12 protein-coding genes and 1 tRNA gene are annotated in these 18,165 nt (G+C 71.5%); 4 read left to right on the top strand and 9 right to left on the bottom strand.

Annotated features, from left to right (window positions below; genetic code table 11):
* Positions 1-43 precede the first annotated feature (43 nt).
* Entirely contained in the window at positions 44-784 is a 741-nt protein-coding gene (locus tag OG257_RS21220; RefSeq protein ID WP_329209696.1) for an ABC transporter ATP-binding protein, read from the top strand.
* The gene (locus OG257_RS21215; protein ID WP_329209694.1) at positions 778-3,243 is read left to right on the top strand and encodes an ABC transporter permease; all 2,466 of its coding nucleotides are present in this window, start codon (positions 778-780) and stop codon (positions 3,241-3,243) included. The genes OG257_RS21220 and OG257_RS21215 overlap by 7 nt, the downstream gene beginning before the upstream one ends.
* Before the next feature lie 12 nt (positions 3,244-3,255).
* On the opposite strand, the gene OG257_RS21210 is transcribed toward OG257_RS21215, so the two are convergent.
* The 3 genes from OG257_RS21210 to OG257_RS21200 form a co-directional block, all read right to left on the bottom strand.
* The gene (locus tag OG257_RS21210) at positions 3,256-3,570 is read right to left on the bottom strand and encodes a hypothetical protein (protein ID WP_329209692.1); all 315 of its coding nucleotides are present in this window, start codon (positions 3,568-3,570) and stop codon (positions 3,256-3,258) included.
* A gap of 172 nt (positions 3,571-3,742) precedes the next feature.
* Positions 3,743-4,654, bottom strand: coding sequence for a sulfurtransferase (locus OG257_RS21205; protein ID WP_329209690.1), 912 nt, complete (start codon positions 4,652-4,654; stop codon positions 3,743-3,745).
* A gap of 27 nt (positions 4,655-4,681) precedes the next feature.
* Positions 4,682-5,290, bottom strand: a complete 609-nt coding sequence (locus tag OG257_RS21200; protein ID WP_329209689.1) for a hypothetical protein — start codon at positions 5,288-5,290, stop codon at positions 4,682-4,684.
* Positions 5,291-5,565: 275 nt separating this feature from the next.
* On the opposite strand from OG257_RS21200, the gene OG257_RS21195 reads away from it, so the two are divergent.
* Positions 5,566-6,840 carry a family 16 glycosylhydrolase gene (locus tag OG257_RS21195; RefSeq protein WP_329209687.1) on the top strand — a complete coding sequence of 425 codons (1,275 nt, stop codon included), beginning with the start codon at positions 5,566-5,568 and terminating at the stop codon, positions 6,838-6,840.
* 87 nt (positions 6,841-6,927) lie between these two features.
* The gene (locus OG257_RS21190) at positions 6,928-8,148 is read left to right on the top strand and encodes a beta-1,3-glucanase family protein (RefSeq protein ID WP_329209686.1); all 1,221 of its coding nucleotides are present in this window, start codon (positions 6,928-6,930) and stop codon (positions 8,146-8,148) included.
* Positions 8,149-8,317: 169 nt separating this feature from the next.
* On the opposite strand, the gene OG257_RS21185 is transcribed toward OG257_RS21190, so the two are convergent.
* From OG257_RS21185 to OG257_RS21160, 6 genes are all read right to left on the bottom strand, one after another.
* A tRNA-Thr gene (locus tag OG257_RS21185) sits at positions 8,318-8,391 on the bottom strand.
* A 99-nt stretch (positions 8,392-8,490) separates the two neighbouring features.
* On the bottom strand, positions 8,491-10,020 hold the full coding sequence (locus OG257_RS21180) for an alpha/beta hydrolase (RefSeq protein WP_329209685.1): 1,530 nt from the start codon (positions 10,018-10,020) through the stop codon (positions 8,491-8,493).
* An 86-nt stretch (positions 10,021-10,106) separates the two neighbouring features.
* Complete coding sequence (locus tag OG257_RS21175; protein WP_329209683.1) at positions 10,107-11,312, bottom strand: DNA polymerase III subunit delta'; 1,206 nt, start codon at positions 11,310-11,312, stop codon at positions 10,107-10,109.
* 219 nt (positions 11,313-11,531) lie between these two features.
* Positions 11,532-14,645: a dTMP kinase gene (tmk, locus tag OG257_RS21170; protein WP_329209681.1), complete on the bottom strand. Its 3,114-nt coding sequence runs from the start codon at positions 14,643-14,645 to the stop codon at positions 11,532-11,534.
* A 185-nt stretch (positions 14,646-14,830) separates the two neighbouring features.
* Positions 14,831-17,680, bottom strand: coding sequence for a type I DNA topoisomerase (gene topA / locus OG257_RS21165; protein ID WP_329209679.1), 2,850 nt, complete (start codon positions 17,678-17,680; stop codon positions 14,831-14,833).
* A 271-nt stretch (positions 17,681-17,951) separates the two neighbouring features.
* Positions 17,952-18,149 carry a hypothetical protein gene (locus OG257_RS21160; RefSeq protein WP_329209678.1) on the bottom strand — a complete coding sequence of 66 codons (198 nt, stop codon included), beginning with the start codon at positions 18,147-18,149 and terminating at the stop codon, positions 17,952-17,954.
* Positions 18,150-18,165 lie beyond the last annotated feature (16 nt).

Here is an 18,165-nt window from a genome sequence, read left to right as displayed (position 1 = left end):
CGCTGCGATGTGTGCGCCGCACGCCGCCGATTGACTTGAACGCATGACGAACCAGCCAACCGCCGTCAGGCTCGACTCGGTCACCCGGTCCTTCGGGAAGCATTCCGACGCGGTCACCGCCCTCGACGCTGTCAGCCTGACCATCCCCCGGGGCTCCTTCACCGCGATCATGGGCCCGTCCGGCTCCGGGAAGTCGACGCTGCTCCAGTGCACGGCCGGACTCGACCGTCCGACGGCCGGCCGGGTGTTCCTCGGCGACACGGACCTGACCGGACTGAGCGAGCGGAAGCTGACACTGCTGCGCCGGGAACGGATCGGATTCGTCTTCCAGGCCTTCAATCTGCTGCCCGCGCTCACCGCGGAGCAGAATGTGGCGCTCCCGCTCCGGCTGGCGGGCCGCAGGCCCGAACGGTCCGAGGTACGCGCGGTCCTGGAACGGGTCGGCCTGGGCGACCGGGCGCGGCACCGGCCCGGCGAGCTGTCCGGTGGGCAGCAGCAACGCGTCGCGCTGGCCAGGGCATTGGTCACCCGCCCCGAGGTGCTCTTCGGTGACGAGCCGACGGGCGCGCTCGACTCGCAGACCGGCCGCGAGGTCCTGACGCTGCTGCGGGCCATGGCCGACGGCGGCCAGACCGTGATCATGGTGACGCACGATCCGGTGGCCGCCTCCTACGCGGACCGGGTGGTGTTCCTGGCCGACGGTTCGATACGGGACGAGCTGGACGACCCGTCGGCCGAGCAGGTCGCCGCCCGGATGACCGCCCTGGCGGTGGTCCCGTGCTGATCCTGGCACTGCGCTCGATGCGGGCCCGCTGGGTCACGTTCGTCGGTTCCTTCGTCGCGCTCGCCCTGGGCGTCGGGCTGATCGCCATGACGGGCCTGGCGCTGGCGGCGACCTTCGACGCCCCGGAGCACTCCCCGGAACGGTTCGCCGCCGCCCCCGTGGTGGTGCGGGCCTCGGAGACCCTGCGGGTCGCCACGCCCGTCGGGGACCGTACCGCCCGGCTCTCCGACCCCCGGCCCGTGCCGGGGAGTCTCGCCGCCGCGCTCACCGGGCTGGGCCGTACGGCCGAGGACCGGACCTTCCCGGTGCAGCTCGCCGGAAAGAGCCTGACGGGCCACCCGTGGTCCATCGCCGCCGCCACCCCGTACCGACTCACCACGGGCCGTGCTCCCCGGACGGCCGACGAGATCGTCGTGACGGCGGGCGGCGCCACGGTCCCGCGAGTCGGCGAACGCGTCCGGGTCACCGCGCCGGGGCACATCCGGGTACGGACAGTGGTCGGCACGGTGGCGGACGCGGGCTTCGAGACCGCGGTGTTCTTCAGCGATGCCGAGGCCGCCCGTATCCACCCGGACGTCGACGCCGTGGTGGTGCACGCCGGCGCCGACGACGTACGTGAGCTGACCGGGTCCGTTCCCGGAATGAGCGTCCTCACCGGCGACGACCGGCGCCGGGCCGACCCCGATCCCGACCGGGACAGCGAGGCACTGACCGCCGTCAACGCGATGCTCGGAACGGCGGCAGGCATCACCGGCTTCGTCTCGGTCTTCGTCGTCGCCTCGACGTTCTCCTTCGCGGTGGCCCAGCGCAGGAGGGAGTTCGGGCTGCTCCGCACCGCAGGAGCCACCCCCGGGCAGGTACGGCGCATGGTCGTCGCCGAGGCGTGCGTGATCGGTGTGCTGGCCGCCGCCGCCGGATGTCTGCTGGGCGAGGCAGCCGCGCCGCGGCTGGCCGCGTGGCTCGTCGACGAGGGTCTCGCCCCGGCGTGGTTCGCCATCGGGGACGCCAACTGGCCGCTGCACACCGCGTTCTGGACGGGCCTCGGCGTGGCACTCGCCGGAGTGGTCGCCTCCTCGTACCGGGCAGGGCGGATCCGGCCCGTGGAAGCACTCCGCGAATCCGCTGTGGACAGCAGGCCCATGCCGCCGAGCCGCCTGCTGCTGGGGGCGGCGGTCCTGCTGACCGGCCTGGGACTGCTCTTCTGGTCCCTGCTGACCGACCCGGGGGACGTACTGAAGCGGAAGACGTACATCCTCCAGCCGCTGTGGCTCATCGTGGGCTTCGCCCTGCTCGCCCCCCTGTTCCTGCGCCCGCTGACACGCCTGCTCACCTGGCTGCCCGCCCGGCTCCCCGGCGCCACGGGCCTGCTCGCCCGGCAGAACGCCTCCACCTCGATCCGCCGCACCGCGGCCGTCGCCGCGCCCGTCCTCGTCACCGTCGCCCTGGCCGCCTCGCTGCTGGGCACCGTGGCCACGATCAACGAGGCAAAGGCCACCGAGACGGCGCAGCAGACCCGGGCGGACTACGTGGCAGGCGGGAACGGCCCGCTGGACCCGCGCTTCGTGCAGCGGGTACGGGGCATCCCCGAAGCCATCAGCAGCGCCTCCCGTTCCACGTCCGTCACCGTCCTGGAGGAAGGCACCGCGCTCATCAGGTCGGACGCCCGAGCGGTCGACCCGGCCGCCCTGGCCGCGACCGCGGACCTCCCCCTCGCCGCCGGCCGCATCGGCGACCTCGACGACAACTCCATCGTCGTCAACGAGGAATGGGCGACCAGGACCGTCGGGCACCGGGTGAGCGTCTGGCTGGGCGACGGCAGAAAGGTGTCGCTGCGTATCGCGGCGGTGCTGCGGGTCGGCACGGGGAACAACGGCGTGTACGTGACCCCGAAGAACGCGGCGGGCGCGGCCGTCGACCGTGTCGACATCAAACTCCGTGACGGAGCGGACCGTTCGGCTGTCGGCGCCCTGCTCGGGCAGACCGGCCGGGCCAGCGGCACCCCGGTCCTCACGAAGGACGCCTGGATGGCTGCGCACCACCCGGGAACCAGCGGGAACACCCGCGCGGGCCTGCTGCTGATCCTGGGAATCGCCCTGCTGTACACGGGCATCGCCCTGGCGAACACCCTGGTCATGGCCACCTCCGACCGGATTCGCGATCTGGCGGTGCTCCGGCTGACCGGCGCCACGAAGGCACAGGCCGTCGGACTGGTCGCGGCCGAGGCGCTGATGGTGGTGGCGGTGGGCGCCGTCCTGGGGGGCGCGGTGGCCGGGCTGAACCTGCTGGGCGTCAAGGGCGCACTGGAACTGCTCTCCGTGAGCTCCCCGGTGGTCGTGCCCTGGGCGGGTCTCGGAGCCATGGTGGCCGCGAGCGCCGTACTGGCGACGGTCTCCGCCGTACTGCCCGCGCTCGCCGCGATGCGCACCCGGCCGGTAGAAACGGCGGGCGCCCGCGAGTGACCCGGTGCCGGTTCAGCTGTTGAGCGCGTACGCCAGGGTGATCACCGGGAACGGCCACACCACCGCGCCGAGCAGGGCCAGCCGTCCCATCGGGGTCATGCGGCGCAGCGGAGGGGAGCGGTACAGGCCGGTCAGTACGGCGGCCCCCGCGGCGAGCACACCGGCCGCACCCAGCAGGAACGACGCGGGGGACTCACCGGATGCCGCGCCCCAGAGCGCCACCATCAGCACCAGGAAGCCCAGGATGCCCAGGGCGGCGAGGGGTACGCACCAGATCACGGCGACCAGGACGACCTGCCGGGTAGATGCGGGGCGGGGGCGGGCCACGGGCGGAGCGGGGGCGGGGGTGCAGGGAACATGCGCGGCTGCCTTTCAGCGCTGCGGAGTACGTGCGTCCACCGTGCGGGAGACGGTCCCACCGCAGCATGCGCGCACGTACTCAGCCGCGCGGTCCACGGCACTCATTCCGGCGTCCCTCGACGCCACCGGCCGAACAGCTCTACTCGCCGGTCACGACCGGCAGTTCCGACGGCCGCCCCCACTCGCTCCACGAACCGTCGTACACGGACACCTCGCGGTATCCGGCGAGTTCGGCACCCAGCGCCAGGACACAGGCGGTGACACCCGATCCGCAGCTGACGACCAGGCGTTCCCGCTCCCCCGCCAACGCACGGTAGGAGGCGCGCAGTTCTTCGGCCGGAAGCATCCGGCCGTCACGCTGGATCTCCCCGAACGGCAGGTTCAGCGCCCCCGGCATGTGGCCAGGCCTGAGCCCCGGCCGCGGCTCGGCCCCCGTACCGGCGAACCGCTCACGGGAACGCGCGTCGAGGACTGCGGAACGCGGGTCGGCCAGGGCGGCGACCACCGCACCGCTGCCGACCAGCATTCCGTCGCGCGGGAGGGCGGTGAAGTCACCGGCGCGCTCGGCGCCCCCCTTCGCGCAACCCGCCTCCTGCGCCGCCTGCGCCTTCCCTGCCCTTTCGACCGGCAGACCTGCCGCGGTCCATGCGGGCAGGCCACCGTCGAGCACCGCGACCCGGTCGAAGCCCATGGCCCGCAGCATCCACCAGGCGCGGGCACTGGAGTAGATCCCGGCAGCGTCGTAGACGACCACGGTGTCCGTGCCGTCGACCCCCAGGGCGCGCATCTCCTCGGTGAAGCGACGGGCACCGGGCATCGTGTGCGGCAGCGGCCCGGCGTCGTCGGACATCACCCCGTCGATGTCGAAGCGCCGCGCCCCGGGAATCCGCAGACCCGCCTCGCGGTGCGCACCCACCGAGGCGTCGAGGACCACGAGGCCCGCATCCGCGATCCGCGCCGCGAGCCAGTCGGCACCGACGAGCGGCCCCGGCAGGCTTCCGACGCCGCCGGCCGTTCCCGAGCCATCCGTCGTTCCCGTGTCGTCGGTCATGCCCGTTCTCCCCCTGGTCGTCCGTCGTCAGTTCACGTCCGCCGTACGTATCAGCCTCACCACGCGCAGCAGATCCCGGTGATGAAAATACGTGGCCGCGTCATCCCGGTAGGCGGGCGGCTCCATACCCCGCTCCAGGGCTTCGGCGCAGGCTGCCAGTCGAGCCCGCTCCCGCTCCCCCGACGCCCCGTCCGCCTCCAGGCAGTCGGCGGCACAGAGTTCCACGGTGCGGCTCAGCTCGTCGGTGAGCCCCGCGTTGCGCAGCCGTACCCGCCAATGGCCCACGGCGTGCAGCGCCGCCTCGCGCCGCGCGCCGTACCAGTACTCAGGGCTGTTCGGATTGCGCTCGCGGGGGCCCGGGGTACGGAGCCCGCGGCGTTTCGCCTCTGCCCGCTCCGCCGCGTACTCCCCCAACTCCAGCTGCCACGCCGCCCTGCTGGCCTCGATCACGCCCAGGGCGCGCAGCAGGGCGTCCTCGTCCGTGCGGAACGGGCCGGCCTTGTGCGCGAGATAGCTCACCGTCGCCTCGAAGCCGATCGGCCGGTAGAGCTGCACGCAGGAACGGAGCGAGACCACCCGGTGCCCGTACGGCAGGGAGGAGTCGCGGACCTTGCGTGCGAAGTTGGTGAAGCCCACCCACGGGAGGCTAACCGTGCCTTCGGACTTAAGGCCGAATTAAAAGCGCCTTAAGCGATCCAGGCTTTGTGACGCTCGCTCAAATAACGCCAGGTCAGGGCGATTTCATCGTTGAAACCACAGTTGGCCGAGCCGGGGCATCTGCGTACCATCAGGCTCCGTCGGCGGCGAACACCGCAGGACGAGAGCGCTCTCAGAACGCTCCCGCACGCGCTTCCGCACGTCCCCCGCCGGCTCCGCGTCCTGCTCTTCCCCACAGAAAAGGTACGTAGCCCATGGCCGCTCACCGCTCACGCAGATGGTCACTAGGCGGACTGGTCCTCCTGCTCTCCGCCGCGCTCTCCGCCGCACTCCTGATCACCACGACCGGGCCCGCCACCACGCGGGCCAACGCCGCCTCCGCCGCCGCGCAGACGTGGTCCGACGAGTTCAACGGTGCCGCGGGCAGCGCGCCGGACGCCTCGAAGTGGACCCTGGAGACCGGAGGTTCGGGCAACGGCAACAACGAATTGCAGTACTACACCAACAGCACCCAGAACGCGTCCCTGGACGGCAACGGGAACCTGGTCATCACCGCTCGCAAGAGCAGCGGCTCCGGCCTCCAGTGCTGGTACGGGGCCTGCCAGTACACCTCGGCCCGTCTGAACACCGCGAGGACGTTCACACAGGCGTACGGCCGCTACGAGGCCCGGATCAAGATTCCGCGCGGCCAGGGCATCTGGCCGGCCTTCTGGATGCTCGGCGACGACCTCGGCAGTGCGGGATGGCCGAACAGCGGCGAGATCGACATCATGGAGAACGTCGGCTACGAGCCCAACACCGTCCACGGCACCATCCACGGTCCCGGCTACTCCGGCGGTGCCGGCATCGGCGCCTCGTACAGCCTGCCGGGCGGCAAGGCGTTCGCCGACGACTTCCACACCTTCGCGGTCGACTGGAGCCCGAACGCCCTCGTCTGGTCGGTGGACGGTCAGACCTACCAGACCCGCACACCCGCCGATGTGAACGGCAACAAGTGGGTCTTCGACCACCCCTTCTTCATCATCCTGAACCTGGCCGTCGGCGGTAACTGGCCCGGCAGCCCTGATGGTTCCACCGCCTTCCCGCAGACCATGACCGTCGACTACGTACGCGTCTCCACCTCGGACGGCTCCGGCGGCGGCACCGGCAGGACCGGCCCGATCAAGGGCATCGGCGGCATGTGCGTCGACGTCGCGGGTGCCTCGAACGCCGACGGCACCCCGATCCAGCTGCACGGCTGCAACGGCGTCGACGCCCAGAAGTGGACCCTGGGCACCGACGGAACGGTGCGCGCTCTGGGCAAGTGCCTGGATGTGCAGGGCGGTTCCACCGCGGACGGCGCGGTCGTCCAGCTCTACACCTGCAACGGCACCGGGGCCCAGAAGTGGGTCCACACGCAGGCCGGCGACCTGACCAACACCGGGGCGAACAAGTGCCTCGACGCCAAGGGCGGTTCCTCGGCCGACGGCACCCGGCTCCAGATCTGGACGTGCACCGGGGCAGCCAACCAGAAGTGGACCGTCGGCTGACCCCCGGAGTCCGGCCCCCACACATCCGCCGGGGGCCGGACTCCACACAGCTCCCCACACGTACCCGCACGAAGGAAGAACCCTCACATGACCCCCCGCCACCAGCGCAACGTCTCCCGCCGCAAGCTGCTCACCGCTCTTGCCGGAGCCGCTGTGGCCGTCCCCGCCATCGCCGTGATCGCCCCGCACGCCCTCGCCACGGTCGACTCCGACGACTCGGCCGGCAGCGGTACGAAGGCCGCGGCGGCCGGCGCCCTCCCGCTGACGATCGTCAACAACTCCGGTTCGTTCGCCAACTCCTCGGTGTTCGTCTACATCGTGGGCAACCAGGACGGCAAGCAGGTCCGGGTCACGCCCGAGGGCACCCTGGCTCCGATATCCCTCTCGGACAACGGCGCGGACGGCTTCACCGACTACGCCATCGCCCTGTCTGGCAGCGGGGAGACGAAGCTGTCGCTGCCGTACATGTCCGGCCGCATCTACGTCGCCCTGGGCGACAGGCTGAAGTTCAAGGCGGTGGCGGACGGCAACGGCAACGCCGCCCTTCAGTACCCCGCGGGCTGGGTGACCTCCGACCCCAACTACTCCGTGCTGCACGACTGCGCGGAGTTCACGTACAACTCCTCCGGGATGTTCTGCAACACCACCATGGTCGACATGTTCAGCGTCCCCATGAGCATCGGTCTGACCGGCGCCAAGGACCAGACGACCGGCACCCTGCGCGACGGCGGACGCGCACAGGCCTTCGCCGCCGTCAGCGCCATCCCCGAGTTCGCACCCCTGGTCGTGGCCGACCGGCGCATCATCGCCCCCGGGCACGGTCTGGACGCGGGGATCTTCGCCAAGGACTACTTCGCCCCGTACATCGACGAGGTGTGGAGCACCTACACGGGCAAGGACCTCACCGTGACCACCAACGCGGGCGCCTTCACCGGCCGGGTCCGCGGCGACAAGTTCGTGTTCGGCGGACCGGCGTCGGTCTCGTTCAGCAGGCCGACCACCCGCGACGTGCTCTTCTGCGACGGCAACCTCGCCGCCCCCAACGACGGCACCACCGGCCCCGTCGCCGCCGTCCTCGGCGCGGGCTTCAACCGCTCCACGCTGATCAGCAACCCGTCCCAGCCCACCACGGACCCGGCCGCCTTCTACCGGTCCTCGCCGCTGACCAACCACTACTCGGCGGCCATCCACGCGGCAACCCAGGACGGCAAGGCGTACGGCTTCGCCTTCGACGACGTGGCCGACTTCGCCTCGTACATCCAGGACACCGCACCCACGGGGGCACGGCTGACCCTGACACCGTTCTAGCAGGCTGACGCCGTTCCGGTCGGCGGCCGGCGGCGCCTGCCCGGCACACGGAAAGCCCCAGGTCACAGGGGGACCTGGGGCTTTCGGACGTCCGCACCCGGAGGCGTCACCACATCGGGAAAAAGCAAAAGCCCCAGGTCACGGCGAGTGAGTCCTGAGGCTTCTACAGAGCCGCCTTCGGGATTCGAACCCGAGACCTACGCATTACGAGTGCGTTGCTCTGGCCAACTGAGCTAAGGCGGCACCGCTCTGTCGCACCATGGTGCGGTCAGCAGCGACGCCAAGTCTACACAGTTTCGAAGGGTGCTCCGTACCGCCCGTCCCCGCGGCCTTGTCCGCAGGTCAGGAGCACTTCTTGCCGTCCTTGGGCGGGGTGCCTTCGAGCAGGTACGTGTTGATCGCCGTGTCGATGCAGTCGCTCCCCCGGCCGTACGCCGTGTGCCCGTCGCCGTCGTAGGTCAGCAGGGTTGCCGAGGAGAGCTGGTCCGCGAGGGACTCGGCCCACTTGTAGGGGGTGGCGGGGTCGCGTGTGGTGCCGACCACAACGATCGGGGCGGCCCCCTTCGCCTCGGTGCGGTGGGGGGTACCGGTGGCGTCGACCGGCCAGGAGCCGCAGTTCAGGGCGGCCCAGGCGAAGCCCCTGCCGAAGACCGGGGAGGCCTTCTCGAAAGCGGGGACGGCTTCCTCGACGGCGCCGGGGCCGGAGAAGGCGGGGGGCAGGTCGAGGCAGTTCACGGCGGCGTTGGCGAACATCAGATTCGCGTACTTGCCGCTCGGGTCCCGCTCGTAGTAGCTGTCGGCCAGGGCGAGGAGCCCGGAGCCGTCACCGTGCTGGGCCCCGGCGAGGGCCTCGCGGAGCTGCGGCCAGGCCGCCTCGTCGTACATGGCGGCGATCACACCGGTGGTCGCCAGGGACTCGCCCAGTTGCCGGGTCTCGCCGGTCGGCACGGGCTTCGCGTCGAGGTCGGCGAAGAGCTTCTTCAGGGCGGTCGCCGCGTCCGCGGCGGACGTGGTGCCCAGGGGGCAGTCCGGCTGCTTCACGCAGTCCGCGGCGAAGGACTGGAACGCCGCCTCGAAGCCGGCGGTCTGGTCGCGGTTGATGTCGACCGCGGGGAGCGAGGGATCCATCGCCCCGTCCAGGACGAGGCGGCCCACCCGGTCGGGGTACAGCTCCGCGTAGGTCGCCCCCAGGAAGGTGCCGTACGAGGCGCCCACGTAATTCAGCTGCTCGTCGCCGAGCAGGGTGCGCAGGATGTCCATGTCGCGCGCCGTCTCGACGGTGGAGACATGCGGGAGGACCTCGCCGGAGTTCTTCTCGCAGCCCTCCGCGAACGCGTCGAAGGCCTTGTTCAGCTTCGCGACCTCGGCGTCGTCGTCAGGAGTCTGGTCCACCTGCGTGTACGCGTCCATCTCCTTGCCCGTCAGACACCTGACCGGCTCGCTGCGGGCCACCCCGCGCGGGTCGATCGCGACCATGTCGTACCGGGCACGGACCGGGGCCGGGTAGCCGATGCCCGCGTACCCCTGGAGGTAGTCGACGGCCGAGCCGCCGGGGCCGCCCGGGTTCACCAGGAGCGATCCGATCCGCTTGCCGGGTCCGGTGGCCTTCTTCCGGGAGACGGCCAGCTTGATGTCTCCGTCATCGGGCTTCTCGTAGTCCAGCGGCGCCTTCATCGTGGTGCACTGGAAGCCCTCCACACCGCAGTCCCGCCAGCGCAGCTTCTGCCCGTAGTACGGCTCGAGGTCCTCCGGGACAGCCGAACCGGTGGCCGACGCGCTGGGCGCCGAACTTCCGCTGCTGCAGCCGGAGACGAGGAGGCCGGCAGTGCCGAGCGCAGTGGCGAAGATGCGGAGCAGGCGCCTGGTGTCCATCCCCGGAGCGTAACCGCCGCGTGATGACTCAACCGATTCCCTACTCATACGGGTGAATTCGCGCACCCTTCGGCATTTCGCGGGTGTCAGCCCGCTCGGAGCGCCATCGTCATCGCCTCCACCGCGAGCAGCGGCGCCACGTTACGGTCCAGGGCCCGGCGACAGGCGATCACGGCCTCTATCCGGCGCAGGGTGCGCTCGGGTCCCGAGGACTCGGCGATCCGCTCGAGGGCGTCCCGTACATCGGTGTTGGAGAGGGCGATCTGCGAACCGAGCTGGAGGGCAAGGACGTCGCGGTAGAAGCCGGTGAGGTCGGTGAGCGCGAGATCGAGACTGTCGCGCTGTGTACGCGTCTTGCGGCGCTTCTGCTTGTCCTCCAGCTCCTTCATCACCCCCGCGGTGCCACGGGGCATCCGGCCCCCGGCGACGCCGCCGAGCGCGGCCTTCATGTCCTCGGTCTCCTTGACGTCGACCTCCTCGGCCACCTGCTTGGCGTCGTCGGAAGCCGTGTCGATCAGCTCCTGGGCCGCTTTGAGGCAGCCGCCTACGTCATGGACGCGGAGCGGGAGCTTGAGAACGGCGGCGCGGCGGGCGCGGGCCCGCTCGTCCGTCGCGAGGCGGCGCGCCCGGCCGATGTGGCCCTGCGTGGCACGGGCTGCCGCGGCGGCACGCTCGGGGTCGATGCCGTCACGCCGGATCAGCACATCGGCGACGGCGTCGACCGGCGGCGTACGGAGGGTGAGGTGGCGGCAGCGCGAGCGGATCGTGGGCAGCACGTCCTCGAGCGAGGGCGCGCAGAGCAGCCATACCGTGCGGGGTGCGGGCTCCTCCACCGCCTTCAGCAGGACGTTGCCCGCGCCTTCGGTGAGGCGGTCGGCGTCCTCCATGACGATGACCTGCCAGCGGCCGACGGCCGGGGAGAGCTGGGCGCGGCGGACCAGCTCACGGGTCTCCTTCACGCCGATGGAGAGGAGGTCCGTGCGGATCACGTCCACATCCGCGTGCGTACCGATCAGCGAGGTGTGGCAGCCGTCGCAGAACCCGCAGCCCGGCGCCCCGCCCAGCGCCCGGTCCGGGCTGGTGCACTGGAGGGCGGCGGCGAAGGCACGGGCGGCGGTGGACCGTCCCGAGCCCGGCGGACCGGTGAACAGCCAGGCGTGGGTCATCCTCGACCCCGGGGGCACCGGCTCCCCCGCCGAATTGGCGGTGACCAGCGCATCGGCGTCCCGGGCGGCGGCACCGAGCTGCTCCTGCACTCGGTCCTGTCCGACCAGGTCGTCCCATACGGTCATGGGTCACCGCCCTTCCGGTGGTGTGGTGCTGGGAAAGCCGGATTCCCATTGTGCGGGAAGGGTCTGACAATCCTGACTTTCCGGCTTCCGGGCATTGACGGCTCCGGGGCCGGACGGCTCAGGGCCCGGGACCCGACGGCCCGGGGCCCAGGGGCCTGACGGCTCCCCGGCTCCCGGGCTTCACGGTCTCGCGGTTCCGGGCTCCGGCCCGCCCACCTGTCAGCGGCGCGGTCGGCGCCCATCGCGCCCGGAGGTGCCCGGGTCGTCGTCCTGGCCGCCGAGCAGTTCGTCGGCCAGGGACGGCAGATCGTCGAGCGGCGTCTCCTCCGCCCAGTCGGAACGAGGACGCTTCTTGGCGCCCGTACGGCCCTGAGCAGCACGCCCGGCCTGCGGGTCGTCGCTGACCTGGGGCAGTTCGCGGGTGCGCTCGTTCTCGTTCTCGCCGGGCGCAGCAAGGCGCTCGTCACGGAAGACGCCCGGCGGCACCCGGTCCGCCGGGTCCTCGTCCCGCACGGGCGGCAGGACGGCGGTCTCGTCCGCGTCACGGGCCGGACGGGCCGGGCGGGCTGCCGGACGGTCTGCCGGGCGGTCTGCCGGGCGGTCGGAGGGCTGGGCGAGCGGGACCGGCTGCGTGATCTCGTTCGGGTTCACGACCGGGGTCGGAACCGTGAGCTCGTTGTCCGGTGCGGACGGCGCGGACCGCTTCCTCGCGGCCTCGTCCGCCTCGGCACGGGCAGCCTCCGCCTCCGCACGGGCAGCCGCCTCGGCCTCGGCACGGCGACGGGCCTCCTCGGCCCGTACCAGCGCCTCCTCCGCCTTGCGCTGCTTCTCCAGGCGCAGTGCCTCCGCCTCCTGGCGCAGCCTGGCCTCCTCCTGGGCCTGCCTGCTCAGCCGCGCCTGCTCGGCCTCGCGGACCCGCTCCTCGGCTTCGAGGCGGCTCCGCTCCTCCTCCGCACGGCGGCGGGCGTCCTCCGCACGCAGACGGGCCTCCTCGGCCTGCCGCTCGGCCTCGCGCTGCCGCGCGTCCTCCTCCTCGCGGCGCCTGCGCTCCTCCTCCTCGGCGCGGAGCTTGGCGAGCTGCGCCTGCCGCTCGCGCTCCAGCCGCTCCTCCTCCGCCTTGCGGGCGGCCTCTTCCTCCGCCTTGCGCCTGGCCTCCTCCTCGGCTGCCCTGCGCGCCTCCTCCTGAGCCCTGACCTCGGCCTCGGAGAGCGGGAGGAGCTGGTCGAGCCGGTGGCGTACGACGGTGGTGATCGTCTCCGGCTCCTGGCCGGCGTCCACCACGAGGTACCGGGACGGGTCGGCCGCGGCAAGGGTGAGGAAGCCGGACCGTACCCGGGTGTGGAACTCGGCAGGCTCGGACTCCAGCCGGTCCGGTGCCTCCGTGAAACGTTCCCGCGCGGTCTCCGGGGCGACGTCGAGGAGCACCGTCAGATGCGGTACGAGACCGCTCGTCGCCCACCGCGAGATCCGGGCGATCTCGGTCGGGGAGAGGTCGCGGCCCGCGCCCTGGTAGGCGACGGACGAGTCGATGTAGCGGTCCGAGATGACGATCGCGCCGCGCTCGAGCGCCGGGCGGACGACCGAGTCGACGTGCTCGGCGCGGTCTGCGGCGTACAGCAGGGCTTCGGCCCGGTTGGACAGCCCGGCCGACGACACGTCGAGCAGGATCGAACGCAGACGCTTGCCGACCGGGGTGGCCCCCGGCTCGCGCGTCACGACGACCTCGTGTCCCTTGGCCCGGATCCACTCGGCGAGCGCTTCGACCTGGGTCGACTTCCCGGCCCCGTCGCCGCCCTCCAGAGCGAGGAAGAAGCCGTTCGCCGCGGGCGCGACCGCCGGGTCGCCGCCACGCAGCGCCTCCCGCAGATCACGGCGGAGCGGCACCCCGGCGCGGTCGTCCGTCCTGGCGAGGACGATCACGGCGACGGGCAGCAGCAGGGCGCCGATGAGCATCAGCGCGAACGCGGCTCCGCCGTGGGCGAAGACGAAGTCGCCGGAACCCAGCCGGTGCCGTCCGATGGCGGCGGCGAGCAGCGGACCGCCCACCGCGCCGAGCGCGACCAGCACCCGGACGACGGCCTGGAGGTGCTCGGTGCTCCTGGCCTGCCGGAACTCCTCGGTCTCCTGCTCGACGATGACGTGCCCGACGCGCGCGGCGACACCAGCCGAGTAGCCGGCGAGCAGGGCGATCAGCAGCCCGGTCGCCGTGTCCGGCACCAGGCCGAGCGCGAGGAGCGCGATGCCGGTGACGGCCGTGGACAGGGCCAGCAGCCTGCGCCGCGACAGGGCGGGCAGCACCTTCTGCGCCGTACGGATTCCGAGCGCGGTGCCGCCGGTCAGGACGAGGATCAGCAGCGCGAAGGTGGCGGGGCCGCCGCCCAGGTCCGCCGCCTGCAGTACGGAGACGGCCGCGGCGGCCGAGATGGCTCCGGCGACCGCCGCGCACGCGGCGACGACGAGCGGGGCCGTGCCCGTGCGGCCCTTGTCGGGCCCCGTTCCGGTGGTCGGCCTGCGCAGGCCCTCCAGCGGGGACCGCGGGCGGGGCGTCGGAATGCCCGGCAGCTCGAGGAAGTACAGGGTCGAGATCGAGGCCGAGAAGAGGCCGGCCGCGACGTACGAGCCGAGGGCGGCCTGGTGGAAGGAGAACCAGTCGAGTCCCGAGCCGAGCAGATTGCCGACCAGCGTCGCGACCACGAGGACGGCCGCGGCTGCGGGGATCGCGAGGAAGTCCGTCCGCAGGGAGAGCCTGCGGAGTGCGTCGAGGTGGTCGGGCAGGGGGCGCACCGTGGCGCCCTCGGGGGGCGGGGCGGGGAGCAGTGCGGGGGCCGCGCTCTCCTTCGCCACCGTCCACAGACGCTCTCCGACACCGGTCACGAAGACGGTGATCAGGATCATCATGAGCGCCCTGTCCGGCATCCAGTCGATCCACAGCGGCGCGACGACCAGCAGCGCGAGCCGCAGCCCGTCCGCCCCGATCATCAGCCAGCGGCGGTCGACCGGACCGCCGGGCGCCGTGAGCGCCGTCAACGGCCCCAGGAGTACGGCTCCGAAGAGCACGGTGGAAATAATCCGGGCACCGAACACGGCGGCGACGGCAAAGGCCGCCCCGCGGTATCCGGCTCCGAATGAGCCCTCAAGGACCGCCGCCTGCAGCGACAACAGCACAAGCACAAGAACGGCGAGTGAATCGCCGATACTGCCGACGAGCTGGGCGCTCCACAACCGCCTGAGCGGGGGAACACCCAAAAGGGCTCGTACGGCGCGCTCGCGTGAGTCTGCGGCAAGTGTGTCGGAGGTGGGGCTCACGACCGGTGGCTGCTCGGCTCGCGTCATCCGCCCAGCCTATCGGGAGCGGTGCGGTGCTCGGGGGCCGCGTCCGAACATACGGCCGCCGACTGCGGGCGGGGTGCTCGCGGTGGGCACCTGCCTGCCCCGTGGCCCGCTCTTCGTAGTGCCCCGGACGCTGTCCGGGCGCCCCAGGGGCTGGATCTCCAGCCCCTGGGTTCAGGAAGCGCGAATCAGTCGTCCGAGGACGACGACGCGGGGGCGGTCTTCTTGGCCGGAGCCTTCTTCGCCGTGGCCTTCTTCGCCGTCGTCTTCTTCGCAGCCGTCGTCTTCTTGGCGGCCGTCGTCTTCGCCGCGGTCGCCTTCTTCGCGGGCGCCTTCTTGGCCGGGGCCTTCTTCGCCGTCTTCTTCTTGGCGGGTCCCTTGGCGCGCTTCTCCGCCAGGAGCTCGTAGCCGCGCTCCGGCGTGATGTCCTCGACGCTGTCGTCGGTCCGCAGCGTCGCATTCGTCTCGCCGTCGGTGACATACGCGCCGAAGCGCCCGTCCTTGACGACGACCGGAGCACCGCTCACCGGGTCCGTGCCCAGTTCCTTCAGCGGCGGCTTGGCGGCGGCCCGCCCGCGCTGCTTCGGCTGGGCGTAGATCGCGAGGGCCTCGTCGAGCGTGATGTCGAAGAGCTGGTCCTCGGACGTGAGCGAGCGCGAGTCCGTCCCCTTCTTGAGGTACGGACCGTAGCGGCCGTTCTGCGCGGTGATCTCCACACCCTCGGCGTCCTCGCCGACGACCCGGGGCAGCGACATCAGCTTGAGCGCGTCCGCCAGCGTCACCGTGTCCAGCGACATGGACTTGAAGAGGGAGGCGGTCCGCGGCTTCACCGCGTTCTTGCCGGTCTTCGGGGTGCCCTCGGGCAGAACCTCGGTGACGTACGGGCCGTAACGCCCGTCCTTGGCGATGATCTGGTTCCCGGTCACCGGGTCCGCACCGAGCTCGAAATCGCCGCTCGGCTTGGCCAGCAGCTCCTCCGCGTACTCCACGGACAGCTCGTCGGGTGCGAGGTCTTCCTGCACATCGGCGCGCTGGTGCCCCTCGGAGTCCTTCTCGCCCCGCTCGATGTACGGGCCGTACCTGCCGACCCGGAGCTTGATGTCGTTGCCGACGGGGAAGGAGGAGATCTCCCTGGCGTCGATCGCACCGAGGTCGGTGACGAGCTCCTTCAGGCCGCCGAGGTGGTCGCCGTCGCCGTTGCCCGCGTCGGAGGCCGCACCCGCACCGGCCGCACCCTCGGCACCGGCGCCGAAGTAGAAGCGCCGCAGCCACGGCACGGACTGGGCCTCACCCCGCGCGATGCGGTCGAGGTCGTCCTCCATGCGGGCGGTGAAGTCGTAGTCGACGAGCCGGCCGAAGTGCTTCTCCAGCAGGTTGACCACGGCGAACGAGAGGAACGACGGCACCAGGGCCGTGCCCTTCTTGAACACGTAGCCGCGGTCCAGGATGGTCCCGATGATCGAGGCGTACGTCGACGGGCGGCCGATCTCGCGCTCTTCGAGCTCCTTGACCAGCGAGGCCTCGGTGTAGCGGGCCGGCGGCTTGGTGGCGTGGCCGTCGACCGTGACCTCGTCGGCGGTCAGCGCGTCGCCCTCGGCCACCTGCGGCAGGCGCCGCTCGCGGTCGTCGAGCTCGGCGTTCGGGTCGTCCGCGCCTTCGACGTACGCCTTCATGAAGCCGTGGAAGGTGATCGTCTTGCCGGACGCGGAGAACTCGGCGTCCCGGCCGTCGCTCGCCCGGCCGCCGATCTTGACGGTGACGGAGTTACCGACGGCGTCCTTCATCTGGGAGGCGACGGTCCGCTTCCAGATCAGCTCGTACAGCCGGAACTGGTCACCGGTGAGGCCGGTCTCGGCCGGGGTGCGGAAACGGTCGCCGGAGGGGCGGATCGCCTCGTGCGCCTCCTGGGCGTTCTTGACCTTCCCGGCGTAGACGCGGGGCTTCTCCGGGAGGTAGTTCGCCCCGTACAGCTGCGTGACCTGCGCCCGGGCCGCGGAGATCGCGGTGCCCGAGAGCGTCGTGGAGTCGGTACGCATGTAGGTGATGAAGCCGTTCTCGTACAGCTTCTGCGCGACCTGCATCGTGGCCTTGGCCCCGAAGCCCAGCTTGCGGCTCGCCTCCTGCTGGAGGGTCGTCGTACGGAAGGGCGCGTACGGCGAGCGGCGGTACGGCTTCGACTCGACGGACCGTACGGCGAACGTGGAGTCGGCGAGCGCGGCGGCCAGGGCGCGGGCGTTCGTCTCGTCCAGGTGCAGCGTCTGGGCGGCACCGGACTTCAGCTGCCCGTCCGGACCGAAGTCGCGGCCCTGGGCGATACGGCGCCCGTCGACCGCGCTGAGGCGGGCGGTGAGCGTCGAGGGGTCGGACGCGTCACCGGTGCGGCCGGTGGCGAACGTGCCGGTCAGGTCCCAGTACTCGGCGGAACGGAAGGCGATGCGCTCGCGCTCCCGCTCGACGACGAGGCGCGTGGCGACGGACTGGACACGGCCCGCGGAGAGCCGCGGCATGACCTTCTTCCACAGGACCGGCGAGACCTCGTAGCCGTAGAGGCGGTCGAGGATACGACGGGTTTCCTGGGCGTCGACCATGCGCTGGTTCAGCTCGCGCGGGTTGGCGACGGCTGCCCGGATCGCGTCCTTGGTGATCTCGTGGAAGACCATCCGGTGGACCGGGACCTTGGGCTTGAGCACTTCCTGCAGGTGCCACGCGATGGCTTCGCCCTCGCGGTCCTCATCGGTGGCGAGGAAGAGTTCGTCGGATTCGGCGAGGAGCTGCTTGAGCTTCCTGACCTGGGCTTTCTTGTCAGCATTGACGACGTAGATCGGCTGGAAGTCGTTGTCGACGTCCACGCCGAGGCGGCGGACCTCACCGGTGTACTCGTCAGGCACCTCGGCGGCGCCGTTCGGCAGGTCGCGGATGTGCCCGACGCTCGCCTCGACGACGTATCCGGGGCCGAGGTAGCCCTTGATCGTCTTCGCCTTGGCAGGCGACTCGACAATGACGAGTCGGCGGCCTGCGGTCTCGCTGGTCGGGGACAACTTCGCTCTTCTCTCCGGTCGGCACTCGTGGGGCATCCGGGCAGCGCAATGACGCTGCTCGCGGTGCTGTCGCTGCGGAGTGTGACGGTACAACCCGCCCCCGTGTCAAACGGCAAAAGCCCGCAACGGCCACTCGAACGGTAACCCGACTTCCGCCATTCCTGCCGCCCGGACTGCCCGGTCCGCGCTTCGCAGCACTGTCGCCTGCGGGTTTCGGGGTGCCTGCGGGGCGGTGGCAGGGCCGGTGAGTCGACCCTGCCGGAGGTCTGGATCAGATGCGGGTGAAGCACCACACGCCGAGGACGAGGAAGAGTACGCCGAAGAGCGTGGCGAGAGCGGTGGAGGCGACGGGGCTCACACCGTGCGCCACCGGCGCACGGTGGATGGCGCGCGCCCCTGTCCAGATAAGGAGAGCGGCGCCGAACAGCGCGAATGCCGATCCGGCGAAGACCGCTGAGACGCTCTCCATGTCCCGTACCCCTCAA

Source organism: Streptomyces sp. NBC_00683, from assembly GCF_036226745.1.
In the GTDB taxonomy this organism is placed as follows: Bacteria; Actinomycetota; Actinomycetes; order Streptomycetales; family Streptomycetaceae; genus Streptomyces.
This window is presented reverse-complemented; position numbering and strand designations above follow the sequence as displayed.

Coding starts and splice junctions, on each gene's coding strand:
- OG257_RS21220 (WP_329209696.1), top strand. CDS start 44: ATGACGAACCAGCCAACCGCCGTCAGGCTCGACTCGGTCACCCGGTCC.
- OG257_RS21205 (WP_329209690.1), bottom strand. CDS start 4,654: ATGACCGACGACACGGGAACGACGGATGGCTCGGGAACGGCCGGCGGC.
- OG257_RS21195 (WP_329209687.1), top strand. CDS start 5,566: ATGGCCGCTCACCGCTCACGCAGATGGTCACTAGGCGGACTGGTCCTC.
- OG257_RS21190 (WP_329209686.1), top strand. CDS start 6,928: ATGACCCCCCGCCACCAGCGCAACGTCTCCCGCCGCAAGCTGCTCACC.
- OG257_RS21180 (WP_329209685.1), bottom strand. CDS start 10,020: ATGGACACCAGGCGCCTGCTCCGCATCTTCGCCACTGCGCTCGGCACT.
- OG257_RS21175 (WP_329209683.1), bottom strand. CDS start 11,312: ATGACCGTATGGGACGACCTGGTCGGACAGGACCGAGTGCAGGAGCAG.
- tmk (WP_329209681.1), bottom strand. CDS start 14,645: ATGACGCGAGCCGAGCAGCCACCGGTCGTGAGCCCCACCTCCGACACA.
- OG257_RS21160 (WP_329209678.1), bottom strand. CDS start 18,149: ATGGAGAGCGTCTCAGCGGTCTTCGCCGGATCGGCATTCGCGCTGTTC.